This is a genomic window from Clostridium pasteurianum, assembly GCF_001705235.1.
Lineage (GTDB): Bacteria > Bacillota > Clostridia > Clostridiales > Clostridiaceae > Clostridium_S > Clostridium_S pasteurianum_A.
Map to the genome: position 1 here is coordinate 2,750,325 of NZ_MCGV01000001.1, position 25,710 is coordinate 2,776,034.

Sequence of the window (25,710 nt, forward strand, 5' to 3'; positions counted from 1 at the left end):
GGATTATATATAGATGATGGATCATAGGAAGAATATAAAAATATTTACAGGAAACTCTTATCCTGCGTTGGCCCAAGAGATAGCGGATATAATTGGAGTTCAAGTTGGAGATTCAAAGGTAAGTAAGTTCAGTAATGGTGAAATATCTGTTGATATTAATGAAACTGTTAGAGGTACTGATTTATTTTTAATTCAAACATTATGTGAACCTGTTAATGATAGTATAATGGAGCTTTTAATTATGCTAGATGCATTTAAAAGAGCTTCGGCTGGAAGGATAACTGCGGTAATACCTAACTATGCTTATGCAAGACAGGATAGAAAGGCAAAGGCAAGACAACCTATTACAGCAAAATTAATGGCAGATTTAATACATACAGCGGGAGCGGACAGGGTTCTTACTATGGATTTACATGCTCCACAGATACAAGGATTTTTCGACATACCAGTTGATCATTTAGAAGGAGTGCCAATACTTGCTAAATACTTTAAAAAGTTAAATTTGAATCAAGATGAAGTTATTGTGGTTTCACCTGATATAGGCGGGGTTAAAAGAGCAAGAAAGTTTGCAGAAAAGCTTCATGCACCAATTGCTATTATAGACAAGAGAAGACCAAGACCGAATGTTTCAGAGGTTATGAGTATCATTGGTGATGTTAATGGCAAAAGAGCAATACTTGTAGATGATATGATTGATACAGCAGGTTCAATTGTAAATGCAGCTGAAGCTCTAATAAAAATGGGTGCTAAGGAAGTTTATGCATGCTGCACTCATGGCGTTTTGTCAGGTCCTGCTATAGAGAGACTTGATAAATCACCTTTGAAACAGGTTGTTATTTTAAATACAATTCCAGTTGATGGAGATAAAAAAATTGATAAAATAAAAGTTTTATCAGTTGCTCCTATATTTGCAGAGGCAATTAGAAGAATTTATGATGATATGCCTGTAAGTAAAATATTTCAAGAAGAAAATAAGTGATTAGCAATTTAGAAACAGGAATTACTTTTAAGTAATTCCTGTTTTTTAGTTAACATTTTGTAACCAATAGTGATTAAGTTATAAAAGTGTGATAAATTATTATATATAGGATTGTATAAAATGATTAAAAGTATAATAAATACTGATTATAGATATAAAAAATACTAGGAGGAAATAATATGGATAATTCTTTGGCTAAAGTATTAATAGTAGATGATGATGAGAATATATGTGAAGTAATAAAACTTTATCTTGAAAGCAGTGGATATTCAACTAAATTATGTCATGATGGGAAAACTGCACAAGATGTATTTATAGAATATAAACCAGATATTGTTTTACTAGATATAATGCTACCTAAGGAAGACGGTGTTGATGTTTTAAAATGGATAAGGAAGGCAGACAATACACCAGTTATAATGCTTACTGCTAAGGGGGAAACTTTTGATAAGGTATTAGCTCTAGAATTAGGAGCAGACGATTATATGGTTAAACCTTTTGAACCAAAGGAGTTAGTAGCAAGAGTTAAGGCAGTATTAAGAAGGGCCAATTCAGAAAATGTTTCAAATCAAGTTCTTAATTTTAATGACTTAAAAATAGATATGAGTTCATATACGGTAATATATAAAGGAGAAGAAATAAAGATGCCACCTAAGGAATTTGAGCTTCTTTACTATCTTGCAAATAACAAGAATAAGGTATTTACGCGTGAGCAACTTTTATGCGAAGTATGGGGATATGATTATCCTGGCGATTCTAGAACTGTGGATGTACATGTAAAGAGATTGAGAGAAAAGCTGCAGGAAGGAAGCGGCTGGGATATTCAAACTGTATGGGGTGTTGGATATAAATTTGAGGTGAAATAATAATGAGAAAGGGAATTTTCTCCAAAATGATGCTGGCGTATACAGCAATAATTGCTATAAGTTTTGTTATTATGTCTGCCTTTCTATCATTTTGGTTTAAGAACTACTATTTTTCTCAAAAAAGGAGTCAGGTAGGTACAGAAGCAAAATATGTTGAAGCCGTTGCGTTTCAATATATAGAAGGAAATATGTCAATAGAGAGAACAAATAATACTTTAAAAGAAGTAATTGCATATATAAACACGGATGTAAATGCTGATATAGTTGTAGTAGACAATTATGGATATGTATATGCTGTCTCTAATCCTAAAAATGATTATTTAATTGGAACTCAAATAAATGACAAGGATTTGGATGACGTTGAAAAAAATGAGAAGACTATAGAAAAAAGTGTTGATTATAGTCAGGTGTTTAAAAGGACTGTTCATTTATATGGGATACCGATGATATTTAATAATAATTTTAAGGGAACAATATTAATGGCGACTCCATACAATGATTTCAAACACCCATTAAATAGGGTATATGCAATAATATGGATTTCGGCGATATTTGCAATAATAGGTGCCTGTATTATTATGTATTATCTTTCTCAAAAAATAATATTAAGCCCACTTAAGAATATAAATGACGTAGCAAGAAAAATAGCTAAGGGTGAGGTCCAAAAGAGAGTTAATATTAACTCAAATGATGAAATAGGTGAGCTTGGGGAATCTTTTAATTTTATGGCAGATTCTATTGAGAAATCAGAAAAAAATAGAAGAGAATTCATATCAAATGTATCACATGAAATACGGTCTCCAATAACCTCTATAAAGGGTTTTATAGGCGGTATGCTTGATGGTGTAGTTCCAAGGGAAAAGGAAAGATACTATTTATCTCTTACATATGATGAGACAAATAGGCTTACAAGACTTGTTAATGATTTATTGGATTTATCTTCTATAGAGGCTGGACATTTAAAACTAAATTTGTCAAAAGTAGATATTAACGAAATAATACGATTTACAGTTCTTAAGTTTGAAACGAAAATAAAAGAAAAAAAGTTATCAGTGGATGTATGTTTTAGTGACGATAAGTTATATGTGATTGCAGATAAAGATAGAATAAGTCAAGTAGTTACAAATTTAATAGATAATGCGGTTAAATATGTATATAGTGGTGGCAGGATAAAGATAACAACAAATGAGAAATACAATAAAGCCTACATTTCAATATATAATAATGGACCGCAAATTTCAGAACAAGATTTTAATCATATATGGGATAGATTTTACAAATCAGATAAGGCTAGAACTAGAAAAATGAGTACAGGTCTGGGTCTCCCAATTGTGAGAAGCATACTTACTGAGCATGGAGAAGATATAAATGTAGAAAATAAAAAAGAAGGCGGAGTAGAATTTATTTTCACCTTAAAAACTGTGAAGTAAGTAGTATAGTAACATTTATGGAATTATTACAAATTATTAATATTTGCATAAATAATTAAGGTTATAATAAAAAAGCAACAAGTGTAAAATTTAATTAAGTATATAATTAAATTGCTTTCTCTATATTAAATAATTCTGTGGGGGTGCACTAATTGTTCGATGACAAAAATGAAATAGAGGATGTAACCTGGAAGGAAGTAAATACAGATAATTCTAAGAATAATGTGGGAAATATTAATTTCAGAAATAGCGGCAAATCTAAATTTAAAAAGTTATTTAAATTATTAACCTTTATAGCAATTTCTGTATTATCTGGTGCTATAACAGCAACATATGTTGTAAATACAAGATATTATGAACTTACAGAAAAGAGTAACACACCTATGTTTCAAGAAAAAAAATCTGTTGTAGGAAGTAATAACAGCATTCCAGTAAACTCAGTTAATAAGGTATCAGATGAAGTAGGATCAAGCATAGTTGGGATAGTTAGTTCAAGTGATGCCAGTAATCATGGGCCAATCACTGGTTCTGGGGTAATATTTAAGTCTGACGGATATATAGTTACAAATTCTCATTTAATAAGTGATGCTAATAAGATATTAGTAAGATTATCTAATGGAAAAGAGTTTGATTCCAAAGTTATAGCATCTGACGGTGAATCAGATATAGCGATAATAAAAGTAAATGGTCATAATTTGCCTACAGCTATTTTTGGAGACTCATCTAAGGTTAGGGTTGGAGATATAGCTGTTGCTGTAGGAAATTTCCTTGGTGATAAGTCTTCCGGTGATGTTACTGCAGGTATAATAAGTGCTGCAAGTAGAAGCTTAAAGGCATCAGATGATTCTTCTGTGATGGATATTTCAAATTATAGGGTTTTGCAAACAAGCGCTATTATAAATTCAGGAAACAGCGGTGGAGCATTATGCAACGAAAAAGGTGAAGTTATAGGCATAAATAGCGATAAGCTTAACATGGATTATGATAGTGATGGTGCTAGCTTTGCAGTATCAATAAACGATGTTAAGGAGATATTAGATCAGCTTATGAAGAATGGAAAGGTGATAAAAACATTTGTTGGTATAGTCGGAGGAGATCTTAAAGATAATTCTAAAAGTAAACTTGAGGGTGTTTATGTAAAAGAAGTTGTACCTAGAAGTAGTGCGGCAGAGGCGGGTATAAAACCAAGTGATATAATTTTAGAATTAGATGGCCAAAGAATAACTACTATAGATGATATTGGAAATGTACTAAATAGTAAAAAAGTAGGAGATAAAGTTCTATGTAAGGTTAATAGAAATGGAAAATTACTTAAGCTTCAAATTGTATTAACCGAAAATAAGAATTAGAATGATTAATTTAAATTAATCTAGTGCATATAGGTTGTCAATTTTAAATTTCAATTATAGTTTTTTAATTAAACAATTAGCTTATACATAAGCCATAGTGCTTTGAAGCTTAACTATAGAAAAATGTATAGCTTATGTTTATAAAGGGCTGTAATTGAAAATTAATTGTTGACAGTTTTTTTTATTATACTCATAATATAAGTATTGAATTTTAAACAATTAAGAAAGTAGTGGTAAAAAGTGTTTCTAATAGTTGGGCTTGGTAATCCAGGACAAAAGTACGAACATACAAGGCATAACACAGGTTTTGATGCAATTGAAAAAATTGCAGATAGGTATGATATAAAAATAGATAAAAAAAAGTTTAAAGGTTTATATGGAAGTGGAATTATAAATGGTGAGAAAGTAATTTTATTAAAACCGTATACATATATGAATTTAAGCGGTGAAAGTGTACAGGAGGCTGCAAATTTTTATAAAATGAAAAATGAAAATATTATTGTTATATATGATGATATAAGTCTTGATGTTGGAAAGATTAGAATGAGAGGCAAAGGAAGTGCAGGAGGACATAATGGAATAAAAAACATAATACTTAATTTATCCTCAGATGAATTTCCCAGAATAAAAATAGGAGTTGGAAATCCCATAGGAAATCTTGTGGATTATGTTCTTGGCAGGTTTAAAGATAACGATAGAGTTATAATCGAAAAGGTTTTTGATGTTGTTACAGAAGCCGTTAGCAGCATAGTAGCAGATGGATTAGAAAGTGCTATGAATAAATTTAACGGCATGAAGTTAGAATAATTTAAGAGGTGTTAAAATGAGACTTGATGGGCTTATGCATCCTCTGAAAAGCAATAATAAATTTCAAGATGCTATTTGCAAAATAAAAAACAGTGAATTCCCTATAGAATTATGTGGAACTTCTGAATCAGGAAAAAGCTATTTAATAAGTGGGTTGTATGAAGAAATAGACAACCCCTTTTTAGTAGTAACGGATAGTGATTCGCAGGCAAGGAAAATATATGAAGACTTGTCGTTTTATAATCAAAATGTATATTATATGCCAACAAAAGAAGTTGTATTTTATAATATATATGCTGTATCAGGAGATTTAAGGTGGGAAAGATTAAAAGTAATAAGAAAAATGATGTCTAGGGGTAAAAAGATATTAGTTACCTCTGTGGAAAATTTAGCATCAGTATATTTGCCTGTAAATTTATATAAGAAGTTTACATTTAAGTTATCTTTAGGGGACACAGTAAAGGCTGAAGAGCTTAAAACAAAATTAATTCAATGTGGATATGAACACGTTGAAAGTGTAGATGCTAAAGGTCAATTTTCTGTTAGGGGAGGTATAATAGACATATACTCCCCTATATCAGATGTTCCTTATAGAATTGAATTTTTTGGCGATGAAATAGAGTCAATAAGGAGCTTTAATACTGAATCTCAAAGAAGTATAGAGAAAGTAAACAAAATAGAAATATTTCCAGCAAAAGAAATAATACTTACAGATGAAGCTATTGAAAAAGGTTATAATTCAATTAAAAGTGAGTTAGATGAATCGCTTAAAAAACTTAAAGAAAGTAATGAAGAAAGTTATAAAAATCTTAAGGAAACAATTAATTATAATCTTGAACAGTTAAAAGAAAAGGCTGGTTTTGAGACTATAGATACTTTCATCCCATATTTTTATGATAAAACTTCAAGCTTTTTTGATTATGTAAATAATTATGTTATTTTTGTGGATAATTTTGAAAGATGTAAGGGCAAGCTTAAAAGCGTTTATTATGAGTTTGAACAGAATTACGAGAATTTTCTTCAGAGGGGGGATATACTCCCTAAGCAAGGTAATATAATTGTTCCCGAGGATACCGTATATGAGACTTTAAAAGAGAAAAAAATAATAAACTTAGAGTCTATTGAAAAAACAATTTCGGATGGAGCTAGAGCTCAAATAGCATTTAATGAAATAACTTTATCAAGTTATCAAGGTCAAATAGATATTTTGATTAATGACATAAAAAATTTAAAAGAAGAAAGATATAAAACAGTAATTTTATGTGGAACTAAATCTAGAGGTCAGAGACTTGTTGAAAGTTTAAGAGATAGAGGCATAGAAAGCGTATATAAAGATAGTGTTTTAAGTGTAGATTATGGAGAAATTGTTGTTACACCGGGAAGCCAACTTAAGGGTTTTAAATATCCAGAGATGAAATTGTGTGTTATTTCTGACAAGGAGATATTTGGAACGTCAAGAAAGAAAAAAGAAAAGAAAAAAAAGCGAAAAGGTGTAGGCAAAATAAAGAGTTTTACGGAACTAAAACCGGGAGACTATGTTGTACATGTTAATCATGGTATAGGTATATTTAAGGGCATAAAACAGCTTGAAGTTCAGGGCCATAAGAAGGATTACCTAGAACTTAATTATGCTGTAGATGATAAACTTTATGTCCCTGTAGAGCAGCTTGATTTAGTGCAGAAGTATATAGGAAGCGAAGGAAAAGCTCCTAAGGTAAATAAACTTGGAAGTAATGAGTGGACTAAGGCTAAAAATAAGGTTAGAAAGTCTATAAATGAAATTGCGGAGGAGCTTGTTAAGCTTTATGCGGTTAGATCGACAGTTAATGGTCACAAATATTCAAAGGATACAGTTTGGCAAAAACAATTTGAAGATGAGTTCCCGTATAATGAAACTCCAGATCAGATTTCAGCTATTGAAGAGATAAAAAGTGATATGGAATCTGGTAAAGTTATGGATAGATTAATATGTGGTGATGTTGGATATGGAAAAACTGAAGTAGCTGTAAGGGCAGCATTTAAGGCTGTTATGGAGGGCAAGCAAGTGGCTTTTCTAGTACCTACGACTATACTTGCAGAGCAGCATTACAACAATTTTAAAAACCGATTTGCCGATTTTCCTGTCAAGATAGATATGATAAGTAGATTTAGGAGTCAGTCTGAGCAAAGATCAACTCTTAAGGCTTTAAAAGAAGGAAATATAGACATAATTATAGGTACTCATAGAATCTTAAATAAGGAGATTAGTTTTAAGGATTTGGGAATGCTTATAATTGATGAGGAACAAAGATTTGGGGTTTCACACAAGGAGAAGTTAAAGCAGTTTAAGAAAAATATTGATGTTTTAACTTTGACAGCTACACCTATTCCAAGAACTCTTCATATGTCACTTACTGGTGTTAGAGATATAAGCGTAATTGAAACTCCACCTGAAGAAAGATATCCTGTGCAGACATATGTTGTTGAATATAATGATCAGCTTATACGTGATGCCATAATGAGAGAAATTGGTAGGGGCGGACAGATATTCTTTGTATATAATAGAGTTGAATCTATAAGAGAAATGGCAGCATCTCTTGGAAAACTTGTTCCAGAAGCTAGAATTGCAATAGCACATGGTCAAATGTCCGAACATGAGCTTGAAAATGTAATGCTTGATTTTATGTCAGGAAATTATGATATATTGCTTTGTACTACTATAATAGAAACTGGAATTGATATACAGAACGTAAATACGCTTATAATTTATAATGCTGATAAAATGGGACTTTCTCAGCTTTACCAGCTTAGAGGTAGAGTTGGAAGAACTAATAGGATGGCCTATGCTTATTTTACTTATAAAAAAGATAAGATATTAACTGAAGTTGCAGAAAAAAGGCTTAAAGCTATAAAAGAATTTACACAATTAGGTTCTGGATTTAAAATTGCCATGCGAGATCTTGAGATAAGAGGTGCAGGAAATATAATGGGTTCTGCACAGCATGGACATATGGCAGCTATTGGTTATGATTTATACTGCAGAATGCTTGAAGACACCATAAAACAAATAAAGGGTGAAATTAAAAATGAGCCTGTTGAAACTACTGTGGACTTAAAAGTTGATGCTTATATACCGTCATCCTTTATTGATGATGAAACTTTAAAGATATCTGTTTATAAGAAAATTGCGGCTATAGATTCATATGATGAAATGATTGATATAAAAGAAGAACTTGAAGATAGATTTTCAACTATACCTAAAACTGTTCAAAATCTTATGCTCATAGCTTGCTTAAAGAGTGTGGCAAGGGAAATGGGTATTTTAGAAATTAAGGATAGAATAAATCAGCTTGAAATTAAATTTGAAAGTAATGATAGAATTAGTAAGAAATTAGTAGAGGGATTGCTTAAAAATTATAATAAGTCTGTTTTGTTTAAGATGGGGGATACTCCTACTATCATGTATAGCTTGAAGGATGTAAAAAGAGAAGATATACTTGAAAATTTAAAACAATTTTTAAAATATATGAAATCTTTAGTTGAAACAAATTAAATTTATGGTAAAATTATAATTGTAAGTTAAAAAAATGATAAAGTTAAACAAATAGATGTTTTATTTAATTATGATGAAAAAGTTAAATAATGTTTTTTACAATAAAATATTATAAAAAAAACAAATAGTGAGGAGCGGGGTATAAAAATGAGAAGCACTAAAAAGCTGATTGCTGCACTTTTACTGGGAATGTTTACATTTTCTACAGCAGGATGTGATATGATAGAAAAGAACCCAGAAGCTATAAATGCTAAAGTTGTTGCAACTTATTACGGGAACAAAACTATTACTAGAGGAGAAGTTGATAGCAAGGCAAAATATGCTATTGAACAATTAAAATCTCAGTATGGTGACGACTACACTAAAAATGAAGAAGCCATGGCAGCATTAAAAAAGCAAAAAGATGCAATAGTTAAAAGCCTTATTGACCAGGACATATTTTTAAAGAAGGCAAAGGATGAAAAGATAACATTAAGTAAGGATGAAGAAAAGGCTGCTGTAGATGATACATATAATCAATATCTAAAACAGTTTAAATCAGAATCTGAATTCAAGAGTACATTATCAAAGTATGGTTATACAACAGCTGAATTTAAAAAGGAATTGAAGACTAAAGCTATTGCAGATAAATTAGTTCAGAAGATGACTAAAGGTGTAACAGTATCTGACGCTGAAGCTAAAAAATATTATGATGCAAATAAGAGCTCTTATACTGAGCAGCCTAACAAGATACACTTAGAACATATTCTAGTAAAAACAGAGAAGGAAGCAAAGGCAGCAAAAGCTAGAATAGATAAAGGGGAATCTTTTGAATCAGTAGCTAAAGCTGTATCTATAGATACTACAAAGGATAAAGGCGGAGATCTTGGAGACGTAGAAATGAATAACTCTAATTTTGATAAAACCTTTATGGCAGCAGCTTTAAAGTTAAAGGATAACGAAGTTAGTAAGCCTGTACACACTCAATTTGGGTGGCATGTAATAAAATGTGTAAAGAGAACGGAATATCCAATAAAAGATTTTGATAAAGTTAAAGACGAAATAAAGCAGCAGCTATTGAGTAATAAGCAAAAATCTGTATATGAAAGCACATTAAAGAAATGGGAAAATCAAGCTAATATACAGAAAAATGAAAAGAACCTTATGTAATGCGATATACACTTAAAAAATATTTAGAAATCTAAAAGAAAATAATAGAAAGAAGTTTAGTATAGTTTGTTAAACAGGAAGTTAAGTTTCTCAATGACAAATTAATACTAAACTTCTTCTTTTTTTTTATTCTATGAAAAATAAGTAAATATATATGCATAAAATTTGGAGATAAGTTGGATACTATAAATGTAAAAATGCTTTACATAAATTTAGGAGGGAATAATAATGAAAGCAACAGGTATTGTTAGGCGTATAGACGATTTGGGGAGAGTTGTAATACCAAAGGAAATAAGAAGAACACTCAGAATAAGGGAAGGAGACCCACTGGAGATATTTACAGATAGAGAAGGGGGAGTTATTTTAAAGAAGTATTCTCCAATAAATGAATTAAGTGATTTTTCAAAAGAATATGCCGAATCATTAAATGCTTCTATGGGGCATACGGTTATAATTTGCGATGGAGATGGTGTCATTACTGTAAGCGGGGGAAATAAAAAGGAATATATGGATAAGCGAATAAGTAATGAAATCGAGAATATAATGGACGAAAGAAAAGTTTTTAATATGACAGAGGCAGGAAAAGCAATTCCTATATATGAAGGAGACGATGGTACAGAGAAATACAAGGCTCAGATTGTAGCTCCTATACTTGCAGAAGGCGATGCTGTAGGTGCTGTGATAATTTTTTCTGAAAATGATGAAGCAAAATTTGGAGATCTTGAAATTAAAATGGCAGAGACTGCATCATCATTCCTTGGTAAACAAATGGAGCAATAAAATAAATAAAGTAATAATACCTTCAAATTATAAATATTAATATATTTATAGAGAATTTGGAGGTATTATTTTAATGAAAAAACAAACTTTAATAAAAGGAACTTTAATATTAGGAATTACGGGTATAATTGCAAAAGTATTGGGTATGTTTTTTAGATGGCCTCTTATTATGCTTATTGGGGATGAAGGCATAGGATATTATCAGATGTCATATCCGCTATATATGTTTTTTATAGCAACTGCATCAGGCATACCAGTTGCCATTTCAAAGATGGTATCTGAGAGAAATGCAGTGAATGATAGAGAAGGAATTATTTTAGTTTTAAAAAAAGCCATTCTTCTCATGGCAATTATGGGGGGAGGATTTACATTATTTCTTATTCTATTTTCAAGACAATTAGTGGGCTTTTTTAATTGGAATGAAAAATCATATTATTCACTTATAGGTATATCACTAGCGCCACTTATTATATCCTTAGTAAGCTCATTTAGAGGCTTCTTTCAAGGACTACAGAATATGACACCGACAGCAATTTCACAGGTTATTGAGCAAGTTGGACGTGTTATAGTTGGTGTAGGACTTGCATATATTCTTCTTCCAAAGGGAATAGAATATTCGGCAGGTGGTGCAGCCTTTGGAGCAGTATTTGGGGCAGCTATTGCTGGTGTATATTTATTCATAAAGTACATGAAGGTTAGAAAGGAATTTAATTGCGTAAAATCATATAAAAAAAGTTATAAGATATTAAATGAATTATTATACATAGCTGTACCAATATCATTAGGTTCTACAGTCAGCAGCATAATGAGTCTTATAGATTCAATATTAGTACCTCAAAATTTAGTTAAAGCGGGTTTTAGTTACAGGAAAGCAGCTGAATTATATGGACAACTTACTGGAAAAGCTTTTGTGCTTATAAATGTACCGTTAACTTTATCCATTGCGTTATGTGTATCTTTGGTACCTGTGATTTCAGAAGCGTTTATTTTAAAGAAAAATCATGAAGTGAAAAATAAGATTGAAATGGCTTTAAGGATTTCAATGGTTATAGCGATACCATCGTTTGTAGGTATATTTTTTATGTCTAATCAGATTATGAATTTTATATTTCCAGGACATTCAAGTGGAGCCACTATACTAAAGTATCTAAGTATAAGTATACCTTTTATTGTATTGTCTCAGGTTACAACATCTATACTTCAAGGAGTAGGAAAATATGCTATACCTGTTATTAACTTGTTTTTTGCCTGTGTGTTAAAAGTGTTTATTAATAATTATTTGGTGCCTATAAAGATGTTTAATGTATATGGTGCTGTTATAGGAACTATATCTGGATACATGTTATCATGCATATTAAATGTCATAGCTGTTAAAATTGTTTGTAATTTTAAAATAAAATGGTATGATATAATAATGAAACCAGCATATGCCTCTATAATAATGATTATAGGTGTTATGTTTTCATATATGAATATTTATAAGAAAACTATGAATAATTTATTAAGTTTTGCTATATCAGTTTTTTCAGGGATAATATTATATTTTATATTAATTATTCTGTTTGGAATATTTGATTATAGTGAAATCAAATCTCGATTTAAAAAAATCAGGTAAAGAGAGGGAAAAAAAGTGATTAGTATAGTTGGACTTGGGCCAGGTTCGAAAAAAGCATTAACTCTTGGAACTGTTGAAAAAATTAACGCCGCACATAATGTTTTTTTTAGAACGAAAAAGCATCCTGTTGTAGAGTACTTTGATAAACTTGGAATAAAATATAGTACTTATGATGGAGAGTATGATGCGGGAGATAACTTTGAAGAAGTATACAGCTTTATAGCACATGATTTAATAGATAAGGTCAAAGAGCTTAAGGACATAGTTTATGCAGTGCCAGGTCATCCACTTGTTGCAGAAAAGTCGGTGCAGATGCTCATTGAACTGTGTGAAAAAGAAGATGTTGAATTTGAAATAGTACCGGCAGTTAGTTTTGTTGATGCTTTAATGGAAAGTCTTAAGATAGATCCAATAAAGGGAATTAAAATAGTAGATGCGTTTGATATAAAAAATCAGGTTTTAGATAAAAGAATAGGTCTTGTTGTTACTCAGGTATATAATAATTTTATAGCATCTGATGTAAAACTTGCACTTACGGAATATTACAAAGATGAGACTGAAATATATTTTGTAAGAGCAGCGGGAATTGAAGGGCAGGAAAGCATTAGGAAAATACCTCTTTATGAATTAGATAGGCAAAATGACATAGACTATCTCACATCAGTTTATGTACCTCAGGACTTAAATAACAATAAAGATTTTTATGATCTTTTAAACATAATGAGTATACTTAGAGGAGAAAATGGCTGCCCATGGGATAGAGAACAGAATCATGATACAGTAAAGAGATCACTTATAGAAGAAAGCTATGAAGCAGTAGAAGCCATTGATAAAAAAGATGATGCTGCCATGGTAGAGGAACTAGGAGATGTGCTATTTCAGGTAATATTTCATGCTCAAATAGGTAAGGAGGAAGGGTATTTTAATATAAACGATATAATTTCTGGAATTTGCAATAAAATGATAGAGAGACATCCTCATGTTTTTAATAGTGAAAAATTAAAAAATTCCACTGAAGTTTTGAAAAAATGGGACGAAATAAAAAGGAAAGAACAGAATTTAAAATCGTTTACTGATGAAATGAAGCATATACCCAAAAATTTTCCAGCACTTATAAGAGCTGAAAAGGTTCAGAAAAAAGCTTCTAAAGTTGGATTTGATTTTGAAGATGCCAAGAGTGCTTTAAATAAAGTGTTTGAGGAAATTAATGAAGTAAAAGATGTATATAAAGGGATAAAAAGGGACAGAATAACAGAAGAAGTCGGAGATTTAATTTTTTCAGTGGTAAATGTTGCGAGACTTCTTGACATTGACAGTGAATTTGCATTAAATTATACTATAGACAAATTTATTAAACGTTTTAGCTGCATTGAGAATGGAGCAAAAGAAAAAAACATTGATTTAAAGAATATGTCTTTAGAGGAAATGAATGCTCTATGGAATGAAGCAAAATCAAAATAATGTATTAAAATTCAATAAAAATGTCCTTTAAAAGGAGGATTTTTATATTATATGAAGAATATGCTTATATGGTTATAGCATACTCTTAAAATTTAAGGAGGTAACAAAAGTGAACAAAGCTGAATTAATCACTAGTATAGCAGAAAAGGGTAATTTAACAAAAAAAGATGCGGAAGTTGCATTAAAAGCATTTATAGAAAGCATCGAGGAAACATTAGAAAAACATGAAAAAGTTCAACTTGTTGGATTCGGTACTTTTGAAACTAGAGAAAGAGCTGAGAGAAAAGGAAGAAATCCAAGATCCAAAGAGGAAATAATAATACCAGCATCTACTGTACCGGTATTTAAAGCAGGAAAAGAATTTAAGGAAAGAGTTAATAAATAATTATATTGTTAAAGATTTTGAAAATCCCGGTGATTAGCCGGGATTTTTGAAGTTTTAGGATAATATATTTCAAGCAGGAGGTTTAATATATGAGGTTAGATAAATATTTAAAGGTTTCTAGAATAATAAAACGAAGAACTGTTGCCAAAGAAGCCTGTGAAAGCGGAAGGGTATCCATAAATGGTAAGGTTGCAAAACCAGGAACGAATGTTGAGGAAAATGATATTATAGAAATAACATATGCTAATAAAGTTTTTAAGGCTAAAGTAGTGAATGTAGCAAATCACGTCCTAAAAAATGAAGCTAAAGAAATGTATGAAATAATAAGTGGAGAGCAAATTTAAAGTGATAAAATCTTTCTATTTCACATATATATTAAAAAGTGGAATGGGAGGTAATTTGTATGGAATCCAAAAAGGAAGTAAATATAGAGAATAATAAGAAAAGTTTAATGACTATAGAAAATAGAAAAAAACTTTTACTTACGGGAGTAAGTGAAGTGATTAACTTTAACGATGAACAAATAGTTCTCAATACTAATTTAGGTTCTCTTACTATAAGGGGAAGGGAATTAAAAATGAATAAATTAGATGTTCAAAATGGTGATATAGCTATAACTGGTACCATAAATTCCTGTGTATATAGTGGAAATGAAGCCTCAAATAAAAAAGACAGCATAATATCAAGATTGTTTAAATAGGACATAGATATGATTTTATCAATTCATGAACAATTAATGTTTTTTATAGCTAATTTTGCAGCAGGAATTATAGCAGCGGCGATATTTGATGTGTACAGGGTTATGCGTGGATTTGAACATCCTAATAAAATTGTTACTTTTATAGAAGATATATTATTTTTAACTCTAGATGCTATAATAATTTTTATATTTTTATTATATACTAATGAAGCGTACATAAATGCATATGTTTATGTGTTCATAATTTTTGGATTATGCTTTTATATGAAATTTGTAAGTCGTATATTTGTGAATGTAATGAAAAAAATTATTGATTATTCTATAAAATTTATGAGAATATTATTAAAGTTTATTATATATTTTTTTGAGTGCTTATTTTTAGATAAAAAATAAACATAAATGTCTTGAATAAAAGTCAAAAAGCTTTTAAAATATATAGTATAGGTATTTAATAAATTTATAACCTTAAAGGGGAATTGGATAAAAAATGAAAATCAGTTCAAAAATCAAATATATAGTTTTTTTTATTATATTGATTAATGTGGGTTATATTTTTGTGAATCAACAAATTACCATAAATAAAATAAACAAAAGTATTGCTGAAAAGCAGGGAAGTATTGACAATCTGAAAAAAGAGAATCAAAAATTACAGGATGAAATCAAATTATCTAAGACTGATAGTTATACTGAGAAGCTTGCAAGGGAAAAGTTAGGTCTTATAAAACAAGGCGAAATCCCTGTAATGGATAGTAAGAAATAAAAATTATATACACAATAAATATCAAGGAGGAGTCTTTTTATATGACCTTAAAGGCAGGAAGTATCTTAACGGGTACTGTTGTTAATATTACTAATTTTGGTGCATTTGTGGAGGTAGAAGGCAAAACTGGATTGGTTCACATATCCGAAGTGGCAGATTCATTTGTAAAAGATATACACGATCACCTAAAGGAAAATGATAAAGTGAAAGTCAAAGTTCTTTCAGTAGATGATAATGGAAAGATAAGTTTATCTATAAAGCAAGCTATAGAACACAAAAAATCATCAAAACCTATTGAAATTGATTGGAACAAGAGAAGTAATCAGAATAGTGGAGTTAATTTTGAAGATAAGCTATCTAGATTTTTAAAAGATAGTGAAGAAAAATTTCAGGATTTAAAAAGACATCAGGATTCAAGCTCAAGAGGCTATAAGAAAAATGCAAATCATTAATTATGAGATTAAGCACGGAATGGATTTCCGTGCTTTTTTAACTTTTTTAAAATTTATCATTGACAAGTATAGAAGTATACTATATAATAAATACTGTCGCCAATGAGTGGCTTGCCGAAGTGGCGGAACTGGCAGACGCACAGGACTTAAAATCCTGCGATGCTAATCACATCGTACCGGTTCGATTCCGGTCTTCGGCACCAATATAATATCGCGGGGTGGAGCAGCTGGCAGCTCGTCGGGCTCATAACCCGAAGGTCATAGGTTCAAGTCCTATCCCCGCAACCATTTAATTTAATATGTATTTGCCGAAGTGGCGGAACTGGCAGACGCACAGGACTTAAAATCCTGCGATGCTAATCACATCGTACCGGTTCGATTCCGGTCTTCGGCACCAGTACAATATCGCGGGGTGGAGCAGCTGGCAGCTCGTCGGGCTCATAACCCGAAGGTCATAGGTTCAAGTCCTATCCCCGCAACCATAACATGGCGGAATAGCTCAGCTGGCTAGAGCATTCGGTTCATACCCGAAGTGTCGTAGGTTCAAGTCCTATTTCCGCTACCAAATAGAAGACTTTCACATTAATGTGTGAAAGTCTTTTTGTTATTTAACTAAATAATTATTTTTACACTTATTCAAAATAAAGCATCCTTTTTTCACTTTATAAATAATTGTAGGGATAAATGTCTTAAAAAAAAGTGATAAAGCAAACAATAATTGACAAACATTTCCAAACGTATCTGATATAATTAAAAATGCCAGTACGGAAAATTATTACATATTCTTATTTAATAATATGTATGTTATAGATTGGGGATGTTGAAATGCAATATAATAGTGAAATACTTACATATGAAAGAGCGTCTAAATCAGAAAAAAATACTAAAGTTGAAAAAATAAAAAAATCCACTATTATAAAATTGTTTGTATACGGGATAAGTTCGTTTGCCATAAGTAGAGTTATAATGATAAATTCTATGGTTCCATTTGGACTAGCTTTTTTAGCTTGCATTTTAATTTTTAAAAAAGATGAAAAAGTTTCATTTGCCGCTTCGCTTGGCAGTTTAATTGGATATATATCGCTTACAGGTGAAATAGAAGATGTTGTTATGTATGAATTAGCTGCGATTGTTGTTACGTTAATCATGATAATTATGAGAGAAAAAGATGATTTAAAAAAATTAATTACAGCTTTAGTGATGCTTTTTATAGAATTTAATATGTTTAAAATCTTTGTTCAGAAGCTTACTATTCAGTCATCACTTATATTTACTTTAATTCAAATTGCCTGTATTGCTTCAATTTATTATATTCTTGGATATTCTATTATATGCTTTGATAATATAAAGACAAAACATATTTTTGCAAGTGAAGAAATAATAAGTATGTCTATAGTTATAGCACTTATAATCTCGGGAACTAGAAATCTTAATATTTTTAATGTATCAGTAAGAAATATTATGGCTATGGCTTTTGTACTTATAGTATCATATGTTGTAGGTAATTCGGCTGGGGCAGCTGGCGGTATTGCTATGGGAACTATAATAGGAATGAATAGTAGTAATTTGATAGTGTATATAGGAATATTCGGACTTTCAGGATTTATAGTAAGCATTTTTAAAGATTTTGGCAAATGGATTTCGGCAGGAGTATATTTAATTATATTTTTAATAACAATTATTTATTGCAAGAATCATGCTGATTTTAAATTAATTGAGGCACTTATAACATGTGCCGGTTTTTTACTTATTCCTAATGTGTTCTATGAAAAAATGGAAAATGAATTCAATTGGGATAAAAAACAATGTGAAGAGACCAATGGATATATTGAAAAAATGAAGGGGATTTTTTTAAAGAGACTTAGGAATTTTTCTGGGGTACTATCTGCAATGGCAGCTACTTTAAATAATCTTGCTGATAATGATAAGCTTATGCTGAAAAATAAAAGTTGTAGATTGGTAGAAAACTTAGCTGACAGAGTATGTTCGAATTGCAATATGAATTCTATATGCTGGAAAAGAGAAATCTATTATACGTATGCTTCTTTTGAAGAACTTATACAAAATTTTCAGGAGAATATAAATACTATTCCAGAGGAAATTGAGAGAAAATGTGTTAAAAAGGCGGAGCTTATAAAATATACAGAAAGTATAATAAATGATTATGTTATGAATGAAATGTGGAGGATCCAGGTATGTACAGGCAGAGAGTTTATGTCTTCACAGATTAAAAATATGAGTGTATCAGTAGAAAATGTAATTAATGGACTCAGCAATTCATTAAAGTTTAATCTAGAAGTTGAAGAAAAAGTCATAAGATTAATGAATAGAATCGGCATACCATATCAGGATGTTATGTGTATAAATGATGATAAAAATAGAAATATAATAAAGCTTACTATGACTGCATGCGGCGGCAGGCAGTTATGTGTAAAGCAAATATTACCTGTTATTAATGAAGCGGCAGAAAAGCTTATGTGTGTTGGAGATGATGGATGCAGTATATCTCCAGAGAATAATTTATGCACTGTTACATTCGAGGAGACACCTAAATACTATGTAGCTTCATATATTATGAGAAAGTGTAAAGAAGGAGAAGAAGTAAGCGGGGATAGCTATAGTTTTGGAAAAAGTAAAGATGGTAACTATAATATAATGATAAGTGATGGTATGGGGCATGGGGCACAGGCAGAGAAGGAAAGTAAAGCTGTGATAGAGCTTATAGAAAAGTTTAATGATTCAAATATTGACAAGATTATGGCTATAAATACGGTTAATTCAATAATGACACTTAAATTTGAAGAAGATGAGAAATATTCTACAGTGGATTTATGTAGTGTGGATTTATACTCTGGGGATGCAGAATTTATAAAAGTTGGAGGAGTAACTAGTTTTATAAAAAAGAAAAATAAAGTTGAAATAGTAAATGCTAAAACACTTCCTATAGGAGTTCTTGATAAAGCAGATATTGAAGTTACCCATAAGAAAGTTGAGAATGGAGATATAATAGTAATGATAAGTGATGGCATAGTAAATTACGATAATGAAAATGCAGGAAAAATAAATTGGGTAGTTAATTTTCTTAAAAAAAATAATAACAATAAGCCTAAGGAATTAGGAGAACTTATGATGAAAAAGGCTATAGATTTATGTGGTGGTAAGGCAAAAGATGATATGACTATAATAATTTCAAAAGTATATAGTTTATATTAATTTTCAATTTGAGGTAAAGATACCACAAAAATATGATATAATGATATGGCATAAATATATTATAGGAGTGTTTTTGTTGATAAAGGAAGTTATCAATACTATAAAAAAAAATTCAATGATTCAAAAAAAAGATAGAATAGTGGTTGCAGTTTCAGGAGGACCAGATTCTATGTGCCTTTTGCACCTATTATATAGATTAAGAGAAAAATTTGATATATCTATTTGTGCAGCACATGTAAATCATTGTCTTAGAGGAAAAGCTGCTGATGAAGATGAAGAATTTGTGAGAAAATTTTGTGAAAAATCGGGCATACAATTTTACGTTAAAAGAGTAGATGTAAATAAGATTGCTCACGAAAAGAAGATATCATCAGAATTAGCAGGTAGGGAAGCACGGTATAATTTTTTTGAAGAAGTGCGCAAAAAGTTTAAGGCTAATAAAATAGCTATTGCACACAATGCTAACGATCAAGCAGAGACAATACTCATGAGAATAATAAGGGGAACAGGCACGGAGGGCATTAAAGGAATAAGACCTGTTAGAGATGGTTATTATATAAGACCTCTTATTGAAACCAAAAGATCATTAATAGAAAAGTATTGCAAAGATGAGAGACTTATGCCTAGAATAGATTGTACAAATCTTCAAAGAGACTACAGCAGAAATAAGATTCGCTTAGATTTAATACCATACATTGTTAAAAATTTTAATGAAGATGTGGTAGGTTCATTGGATAGGTTGGGTGAACTTGTTACTATCGATGATAATTATTTAGAAAAGGTTGCAGAATCAAAATATAAGTTGTATTGTAATGAATGTGAAAAAAAGGTTATAATAACAAAAGAGGCATTTTTAAATGATATGGCAATATTATCTAGAATAATTAGAATGGCTGTACTTCATTTGGCTAAAAGTACATATAATCTTGAAAAAAAGCACATTGATAGCATTGTGGAGTGCCAGAAAAATGAAACGGGAAAGAAAATAGATCTTCCTTTAAACATTAGAGCTTATAATGATTATGGTAATATATGTCTAAAACTAAAATGTGATGAAACGCATAAGAATCAAAATGAATATGAACTTAATATAGGTCACGAAAATTTTATACCTCAAGAAAACCTTAGTATTATGATTAAATTAATTCATGACACAAAAGATATAAATTTAAAGGAAAATAAATATATAAAATACTTTGATGCTGATAAAGCGGGAGATAATATAATCGTTAGATATAGAGCTAATGGTGATAAATTTATGCCCCTTGGTATGAAGAACAATAAAAAACTAAAAGATATATTTATAGATTTAAAAATACCTAGAGAAGAAAGAAAAAAAATTCCTCTTATATGTTTTGGTGGTGAAATAGCTTGGATAACAGGGTTTAAAATAAGTGAAAAATTTAAGATAAATAAAAACACTAAAAAAATATTAGAAATAAAAATTGAAAGAGAGGAATAATAATGAGAGAAGACATTAAGGAAGTACTACTGGATGAAGAAAAAATAAATGAGAAAGTAAAGGAACTTGGCAAGAAGATAAGTGAAGATTACAAAGGTAAGGATCTTTTACTTGTCGGTATTTTAAAGGGTTCTGTTGTTTTTATGGGGAACCTTTTAAAATATATTGACATTCCTTGTTCTATAGATTTCATGTCAGTTTCAAGTTATGGAAATAATACATCCACATCTGGAGTTGTTAAAGTACGTAAGGACTTAGATAGTGACGTAAAAGGAAAAGACATTTTAATAGTTGAAGACATAATTGATTCGGGTGTAACGCTTAAATATTTAATGGGACATATTAAAGAGAGAGAACCGAATAGTGTGGAAATTATTACGATGCTTAATAAACCAGAAAGAAGAAAAGTGGAGATGGATGTAAAATATACAGGATTTATAGTACCTGACTATTTTTTGGTTGGTTATGGACTTGACTACGCAGAAAAATATAGAAATCTTCCTTATGTGGGAATATTAAAGGATGAAATATACGAATAATTAGTATAATATTAGTTGTAATCAATTTTTTGTTGTGATACAATCTTTAAATAACACAATTATATACATAGAGAGGGGGGCCTAGAGTGAAAAAATTTTCTAGTGCTACGGTCTGGATTGTAGTGTTTGTAGTGGTCGTTTTTACCATTTTAATGTTAGTTCAAGGTGGTAAAGCTACTAATACCATAGGTTTTGATCAATTTCAAAAACAGTATATTGAGAATAATGTAAAAAGTTTTGAAATGAAAGACGATAAAATGACAGTTGATGGTAAATATAAAGATGGTTCATCTTTTGAAACTATCGTGCCTTTAGAAAGACTTAATCAATTTTTAGCCGATCATCCTAATAATGGTGAGATTGGTGAGTCATATGCAGCACCAGCCAATATACCTGCATGGGTAAGTTGGATGCCCACTATAATAATGATTTTAGCCATGGTTGTAATACTTGTGATGTTTATGCAGCAGACACAAGGTGGCGCCGGTGGTAAAGGTGTAATGGGCTTTGGAAAAAGTAGAGCAAAAATGTCTTCTCCTGATGATTTGAAACAGAAAGTTACATTTGCTGATGTTGCTGGAGCAGATGAAGAAAAGGGAGAACTTGAAGAAATAGTTGATTTCCTTAAGCAACCAAAAAAATATATTGAAATGGGAGCAAGAATACCAAAAGGCGTTCTTCTTGTTGGTCCTCCTGGAACTGGTAAGACCCTTTTAGCAAAAGCAGTTTCAGGTGAGGCAGGAGTGCCATTTTTCAGCATATCAGGTTCTGATTTCGTTGAGATGTTTGTAGGTGTAGGAGCTTCTAGAGTAAGAGACTTATTTGAGCAGGCTAAAAAGAATTCTCCGTGTATAATATTTATAGATGAAATAGATGCGGTTGGAAGACAAAGAGGTGCAGGCCTTGGTGGAGGTCATGATGAAAGAGAGCAAACTCTTAATCAGCTTCTTGTTGAAATGGATGGCTTTGGTGTAAATGAAGGTATAATAATACTTGCAGCTACCAATAGACCTGACATATTAGACCATGCATTATTAAGACCAGGAAGATTTGACAGACAGATTTTAGTTGGAGCGCCTGATGTTAAGGGTAGAGAAGAAATACTTAAAGTCCATTCTAAAAATAAGCGCTTAGATGATTCTATAAAACTTGATGTACTTGCTAAAAGAACACCTGGTTTTACAGGAGCAGATCTTGAAAACTTGATGAATGAAGCTGCTCTTTTGGCAGTAAGAAATAAAAAACCTTTAATAGGAATGGAAGAACTCGAGGAAGCAACTACTAGAGTTATTGCAGGACCTGAAAAGAAGAGTAGAGTAATAAGTGAAGAGGATAGAAAAATCACTGCATACCATGAGGCAGGTCATGCTGTATTAATGGAACTTTTGCCTAATTCAGATCCAGTTCATCAAATAAGTATAGTTCCTAGAGGTATGGCAGGTGGATATACAATGCATCTTCCTGAAAAGGATAGTTCGTATATGTCCAAAAATAAGCTTAAAGATGAAATGGTTGGTCTTCTTGGTGGAAGAATAGCTGAAAAATTGGTTATTGGCGATATAAGTACTGGTGCTAAAAATGATATAGATAGAGCTACTAGTATAGCTAGAAAAATGGTTATGGAATATGGAATGAGTGAAGAGCTTGGAACCATAACTTTTGGAAAAGATCAAGATGAAGTATTTCTTGGCAGAGATCTTGGTACTAACAGAAACTTCAGTGAGGAAATCGCAGCTAAGATTGATAACGAAGTTAAGAGATTAATTGATGAGGCTTATGATAGAGCTGAGACACTGTTAAAAGGAAATATGCCTAAACTTGATGCTGTAGCTCAAGCTTTACTTGAAAAAGAAAAACTTGAAGCTGATGAATTTAAGGAAATATTTGAGAACAGTTAAGTATAAGGTTCAATACAAATAAAGTGATAAGTATCAAACTGAAATTTAGTTTTTAATAAAACTATTTACAGTTTGGTTCTTATCACTTTTGTTTTAAATAAGTTATAATATATAAATATTGCGAACTAAGTTGGGGGTTTTAGCGGAAAAATACACCGCTAAAAAGTTTGGGGTCAGCTGGCGCTGAGGTGTGGGGTGCTTGACATCGCTTCGCCCGTCAGCAGGTACGGGGTTTCACCTTCGGCAAAAGGTTATGGATACCTTTCCTCCGTTTCACTATGGAAAGCTTTTAATTTGAATTTTAGATTTTCGGGAGCGTTAGCGTAAGAAAATCATCCATAACCTTTGCCACAGGCAAACCCCTCACCTATTAACGAGCGCAAGCAAAGTTAATACCCCGTACTTCGGCTGTGCCGATTACAACTTTTTTCGTCTCGTTAGATGACGAAAAACCCCAAACTTGCTTGGCAATTTTTTATATTACGAATTTAAGCAAATTTTCATTAAAATTCTTTTAGAATATAAATTTATGATATAATAATAAAGGTTAAGCAAAATTGTTTATTATTTATCATTACATATAAAAAGGGGTGCAGTAAACATATGAAAACTGATATTGAAATAGCTCAAGAAGCTGAAATGAAACCTATCTCTAAAATTGCGGAGAAAATTGGTTTGGGGGAAGATGATATTGATTTATATGGTAAATATAAATGTAAAATATCATTGGATGTATTAAAGAAAAATGCAAGTAAAAAAGATGGAAAATTGATACTAGTTACAGCAATAAATCCTACACCAGCAGGAGAAGGAAAATCAACAGTTACAGTAGGACTTGGAGAGGCTTTATGCCAAATGAAAAAAAATGCTGTAATTGCACTTAGAGAACCTTCACTTGGACCAGTTTTTGGTATTAAAGGAGGAGCAGCTGGAGGAGGATATGCTCAAGTAGTTCCTATGGAAGACATAAATCTTCATTTTACAGGAGACATGCATGCAATTACATCTGCTAACAATTTGCTTTGTGCCGCTATAGATAATCATATTCATCAGGGGAATAAGCTTAGAATAGATCAAAGAAGAATAGTATTTAAGAGAGTTATGGATATGAATGATAGAGCTCTTAGAAGTATAGTTGTTGGTCTTGGCGGAAAAGTTAATGGCTTTCCAAGGGAAGATGGATTTATGATAACTGTTGCTTCTGAAATAATGGCTATACTTTGTTTAGCAACTAATCTCATGGATTTAAAAGAAAGAATGGGAAAAATATTAGTAGCTTATGATCTTGATGGCAATCCAGTATATGCTAAAGACTTAAATGTTCAAGGTGCTATGGCATTATTAATGAAGGATGCAATAAAACCAAATCTTGTTCAAACTCTTGAGAATACTCCAGCAATAATTCACGGTGGACCATTTGCAAACATAGCCCATGGATGTAACAGTATTTTGGCTACTAAAATGGCATTAAAACTTGGAGACTATGTTGTTACAGAGGCAGGTTTCGGTGCAGACTTAGGAGCTGAAAAATTCCTTGACATAAAATGTAGATATGGAAAATTAAGCCCGGATTGTGTAATATTAGTTGCAACAATAAGGGCACTTAAACATCACGGTGGTGCTGCAAAAGAAGATTTAAATAAACCAAGTGTAGAAGTTCTTAAAAAGGGTCTTTCAAATCTTGGGAAACAAATAGAAAATCTTAAAAAATATGGAGTACCAGTAGTTGTAGCTATAAATAAGTTTATAACAGATAGTGATGAAGAAGTAAAATGCATTGAAAATTACTGTGCAGAAAAAGGAGTAAAAGTAGCTCTTACAGAAGTTTGGGAAAAGGGCGGAAAAGGTGGAATTGATCTTGCTAATAAAGTTCTTGATACCTTAAATACTGAAAAGAGTAACTTCAAATATTTGTATGATGAAAAATTAAGCATAAAAGAAAAAATGAATGTTATATCTAAAGAGATATATGGTGCTGATGGAGTTGAATATTCAACTCAAGCAAATAAACAAATAAAAGAACTTGAGAAATTCAATCTTGATAAACTTCCAATATGCGTCGCAAAGACACAGTATTCACTATCAGATAATCCGGCTCTTTTAGGAGCACCAAAGAATTTTAATATAAATGTTAAAGAAGTAAGAGTATCAAATGGAGCAGGATTTGTCGTAGTTCAAACTGGAAACATTATGACTATGCCAGGACTCCCTAAAGCTCCAGCTGCAAATAAAATGGATATATTTGATGATGGTTCTATAGTAGGATTATTCTAAATTTACTTGACCGAAAATTTATTAATTGATAAAATAGGCTTATTGCTATATATTAAAAT

General features: G+C 31.1%; 21 protein-coding genes and 5 tRNA genes. All 26 read left to right on the plus strand.

Going from position 1 to position 25,710, the window contains the following annotated elements; translation table 11 throughout:
- The first annotated feature begins 13 nt into the window (after positions 1-13).
- The 26 genes from BEE63_RS12245 to BEE63_RS12370 all read left to right on the plus strand — a co-directional run bounded on the left by BEE63_RS12245 (position 14) and on the right by BEE63_RS12370 (position 25,651).
- On the plus strand, positions 14-979 hold the full coding sequence (locus BEE63_RS12245) for a ribose-phosphate diphosphokinase (RefSeq protein WP_066021661.1): 966 nt from the start codon (positions 14-16) through the stop codon (positions 977-979).
- A gap of 179 nt (positions 980-1,158) precedes the next feature.
- Entirely contained in the window at positions 1,159-1,845 is a 687-nt protein-coding gene (locus BEE63_RS12250) for a response regulator transcription factor (protein ID WP_066021662.1), read from the plus strand.
- A gap of 2 nt (positions 1,846-1,847) precedes the next feature.
- A complete protein-coding gene (locus BEE63_RS12255; RefSeq protein ID WP_066021663.1) occupies positions 1,848-3,275 on the plus strand; it encodes a sensor histidine kinase in 1,428 nt (475 codons plus the stop codon).
- 152 nt (positions 3,276-3,427) lie between these two features.
- Positions 3,428-4,624, plus strand: coding sequence for a S1C family serine protease (locus BEE63_RS12260; RefSeq protein WP_066021664.1), 1,197 nt, complete (start codon positions 3,428-3,430; stop codon positions 4,622-4,624).
- Between the two features lie 240 nt (positions 4,625-4,864).
- Complete coding sequence (gene pth, locus BEE63_RS12265; protein WP_066021665.1) at positions 4,865-5,431, plus strand: aminoacyl-tRNA hydrolase; 567 nt, start codon at positions 4,865-4,867, stop codon at positions 5,429-5,431.
- 16 nt (positions 5,432-5,447) lie between these two features.
- Positions 5,448-8,963 (plus strand): transcription-repair coupling factor, encoded by a 3,516-nt coding sequence (gene mfd / locus BEE63_RS12270; RefSeq protein ID WP_066021666.1) that lies wholly within the window; start codon positions 5,448-5,450, stop codon positions 8,961-8,963.
- A gap of 147 nt (positions 8,964-9,110) precedes the next feature.
- The gene (locus BEE63_RS12275; protein ID WP_066021667.1) at positions 9,111-10,112 is read left to right on the plus strand and encodes a peptidylprolyl isomerase; all 1,002 of its coding nucleotides are present in this window, start codon (positions 9,111-9,113) and stop codon (positions 10,110-10,112) included.
- A gap of 228 nt (positions 10,113-10,340) precedes the next feature.
- Entirely contained in the window at positions 10,341-10,892 is a 552-nt protein-coding gene (spoVT, locus tag BEE63_RS12280; RefSeq protein ID WP_066021668.1) for a stage V sporulation protein T, read from the plus strand.
- Positions 10,893-10,965: 73 nt separating this feature from the next.
- The gene (locus BEE63_RS12285; protein WP_066021669.1) at positions 10,966-12,507 is read left to right on the plus strand and encodes a putative polysaccharide biosynthesis protein; all 1,542 of its coding nucleotides are present in this window, start codon (positions 10,966-10,968) and stop codon (positions 12,505-12,507) included.
- A gap of 15 nt (positions 12,508-12,522) precedes the next feature.
- Positions 12,523-13,968 (plus strand): nucleoside triphosphate pyrophosphohydrolase, encoded by a 1,446-nt coding sequence (mazG, locus tag BEE63_RS12290; RefSeq protein WP_066021670.1) that lies wholly within the window; start codon positions 12,523-12,525, stop codon positions 13,966-13,968.
- A gap of 109 nt (positions 13,969-14,077) precedes the next feature.
- The gene (locus tag BEE63_RS12295) at positions 14,078-14,353 is read left to right on the plus strand and encodes an HU family DNA-binding protein (protein WP_066021671.1); all 276 of its coding nucleotides are present in this window, start codon (positions 14,078-14,080) and stop codon (positions 14,351-14,353) included.
- A gap of 89 nt (positions 14,354-14,442) precedes the next feature.
- Positions 14,443-14,697 carry an RNA-binding S4 domain-containing protein gene (locus BEE63_RS12300; RefSeq protein WP_066021672.1) on the plus strand — a complete coding sequence of 85 codons (255 nt, stop codon included), beginning with the start codon at positions 14,443-14,445 and terminating at the stop codon, positions 14,695-14,697.
- A gap of 59 nt (positions 14,698-14,756) precedes the next feature.
- Positions 14,757-15,053, plus strand: coding sequence for a sporulation protein YabP (yabP, locus tag BEE63_RS12305; protein WP_066021673.1), 297 nt, complete (start codon positions 14,757-14,759; stop codon positions 15,051-15,053).
- Positions 15,054-15,062: 9 nt separating this feature from the next.
- A complete protein-coding gene (gene yabQ, locus BEE63_RS12310; RefSeq protein ID WP_066021674.1) occupies positions 15,063-15,446 on the plus strand; it encodes a spore cortex biosynthesis protein YabQ in 384 nt (127 codons plus the stop codon).
- 94 nt (positions 15,447-15,540) lie between these two features.
- Entirely contained in the window at positions 15,541-15,813 is a 273-nt protein-coding gene (locus tag BEE63_RS12315) for an FtsB family cell division protein (protein ID WP_066021675.1), read from the plus strand.
- A 41-nt stretch (positions 15,814-15,854) separates the two neighbouring features.
- Positions 15,855-16,265, plus strand: coding sequence for a S1 domain-containing RNA-binding protein (locus tag BEE63_RS12320; protein WP_066021676.1), 411 nt, complete (start codon positions 15,855-15,857; stop codon positions 16,263-16,265).
- A gap of 113 nt (positions 16,266-16,378) precedes the next feature.
- A tRNA-Leu gene (locus tag BEE63_RS12325) sits at positions 16,379-16,468 on the plus strand.
- 9 nt (positions 16,469-16,477) lie between these two features.
- Positions 16,478-16,553, plus strand: a tRNA-Met gene (locus BEE63_RS12330).
- A 19-nt stretch (positions 16,554-16,572) separates the two neighbouring features.
- Positions 16,573-16,662 (plus strand) — tRNA-Leu (locus tag BEE63_RS12335).
- A 9-nt stretch (positions 16,663-16,671) separates the two neighbouring features.
- Positions 16,672-16,747: transfer RNA gene (locus BEE63_RS12340), tRNA-Met, on the plus strand.
- Between the two features lie 6 nt (positions 16,748-16,753).
- A tRNA-Met gene (locus BEE63_RS12345) sits at positions 16,754-16,830 on the plus strand.
- A 260-nt stretch (positions 16,831-17,090) separates the two neighbouring features.
- On the plus strand, positions 17,091-19,478 hold the full coding sequence (gene spoIIE / locus BEE63_RS12350) for a stage II sporulation protein E (protein WP_066021677.1): 2,388 nt from the start codon (positions 17,091-17,093) through the stop codon (positions 19,476-19,478).
- 76 nt (positions 19,479-19,554) lie between these two features.
- Complete coding sequence (gene tilS / locus BEE63_RS12355) at positions 19,555-20,940, plus strand: tRNA lysidine(34) synthetase TilS (protein ID WP_066021678.1); 1,386 nt, start codon at positions 19,555-19,557, stop codon at positions 20,938-20,940.
- A gap of 2 nt (positions 20,941-20,942) precedes the next feature.
- Positions 20,943-21,479 carry a hypoxanthine phosphoribosyltransferase gene (gene hpt / locus BEE63_RS12360; protein WP_066021679.1) on the plus strand — a complete coding sequence of 179 codons (537 nt, stop codon included), beginning with the start codon at positions 20,943-20,945 and terminating at the stop codon, positions 21,477-21,479.
- Between the two features lie 86 nt (positions 21,480-21,565).
- Positions 21,566-23,377 (plus strand): ATP-dependent zinc metalloprotease FtsH, encoded by a 1,812-nt coding sequence (gene ftsH / locus BEE63_RS12365; RefSeq protein WP_066021680.1) that lies wholly within the window; start codon positions 21,566-21,568, stop codon positions 23,375-23,377.
- Between the two features lie 603 nt (positions 23,378-23,980).
- On the plus strand, positions 23,981-25,651 hold the full coding sequence (locus BEE63_RS12370) for a formate--tetrahydrofolate ligase (RefSeq protein WP_066021681.1): 1,671 nt from the start codon (positions 23,981-23,983) through the stop codon (positions 25,649-25,651).
- Positions 25,652-25,710: the final 59 nt, after the last annotated feature.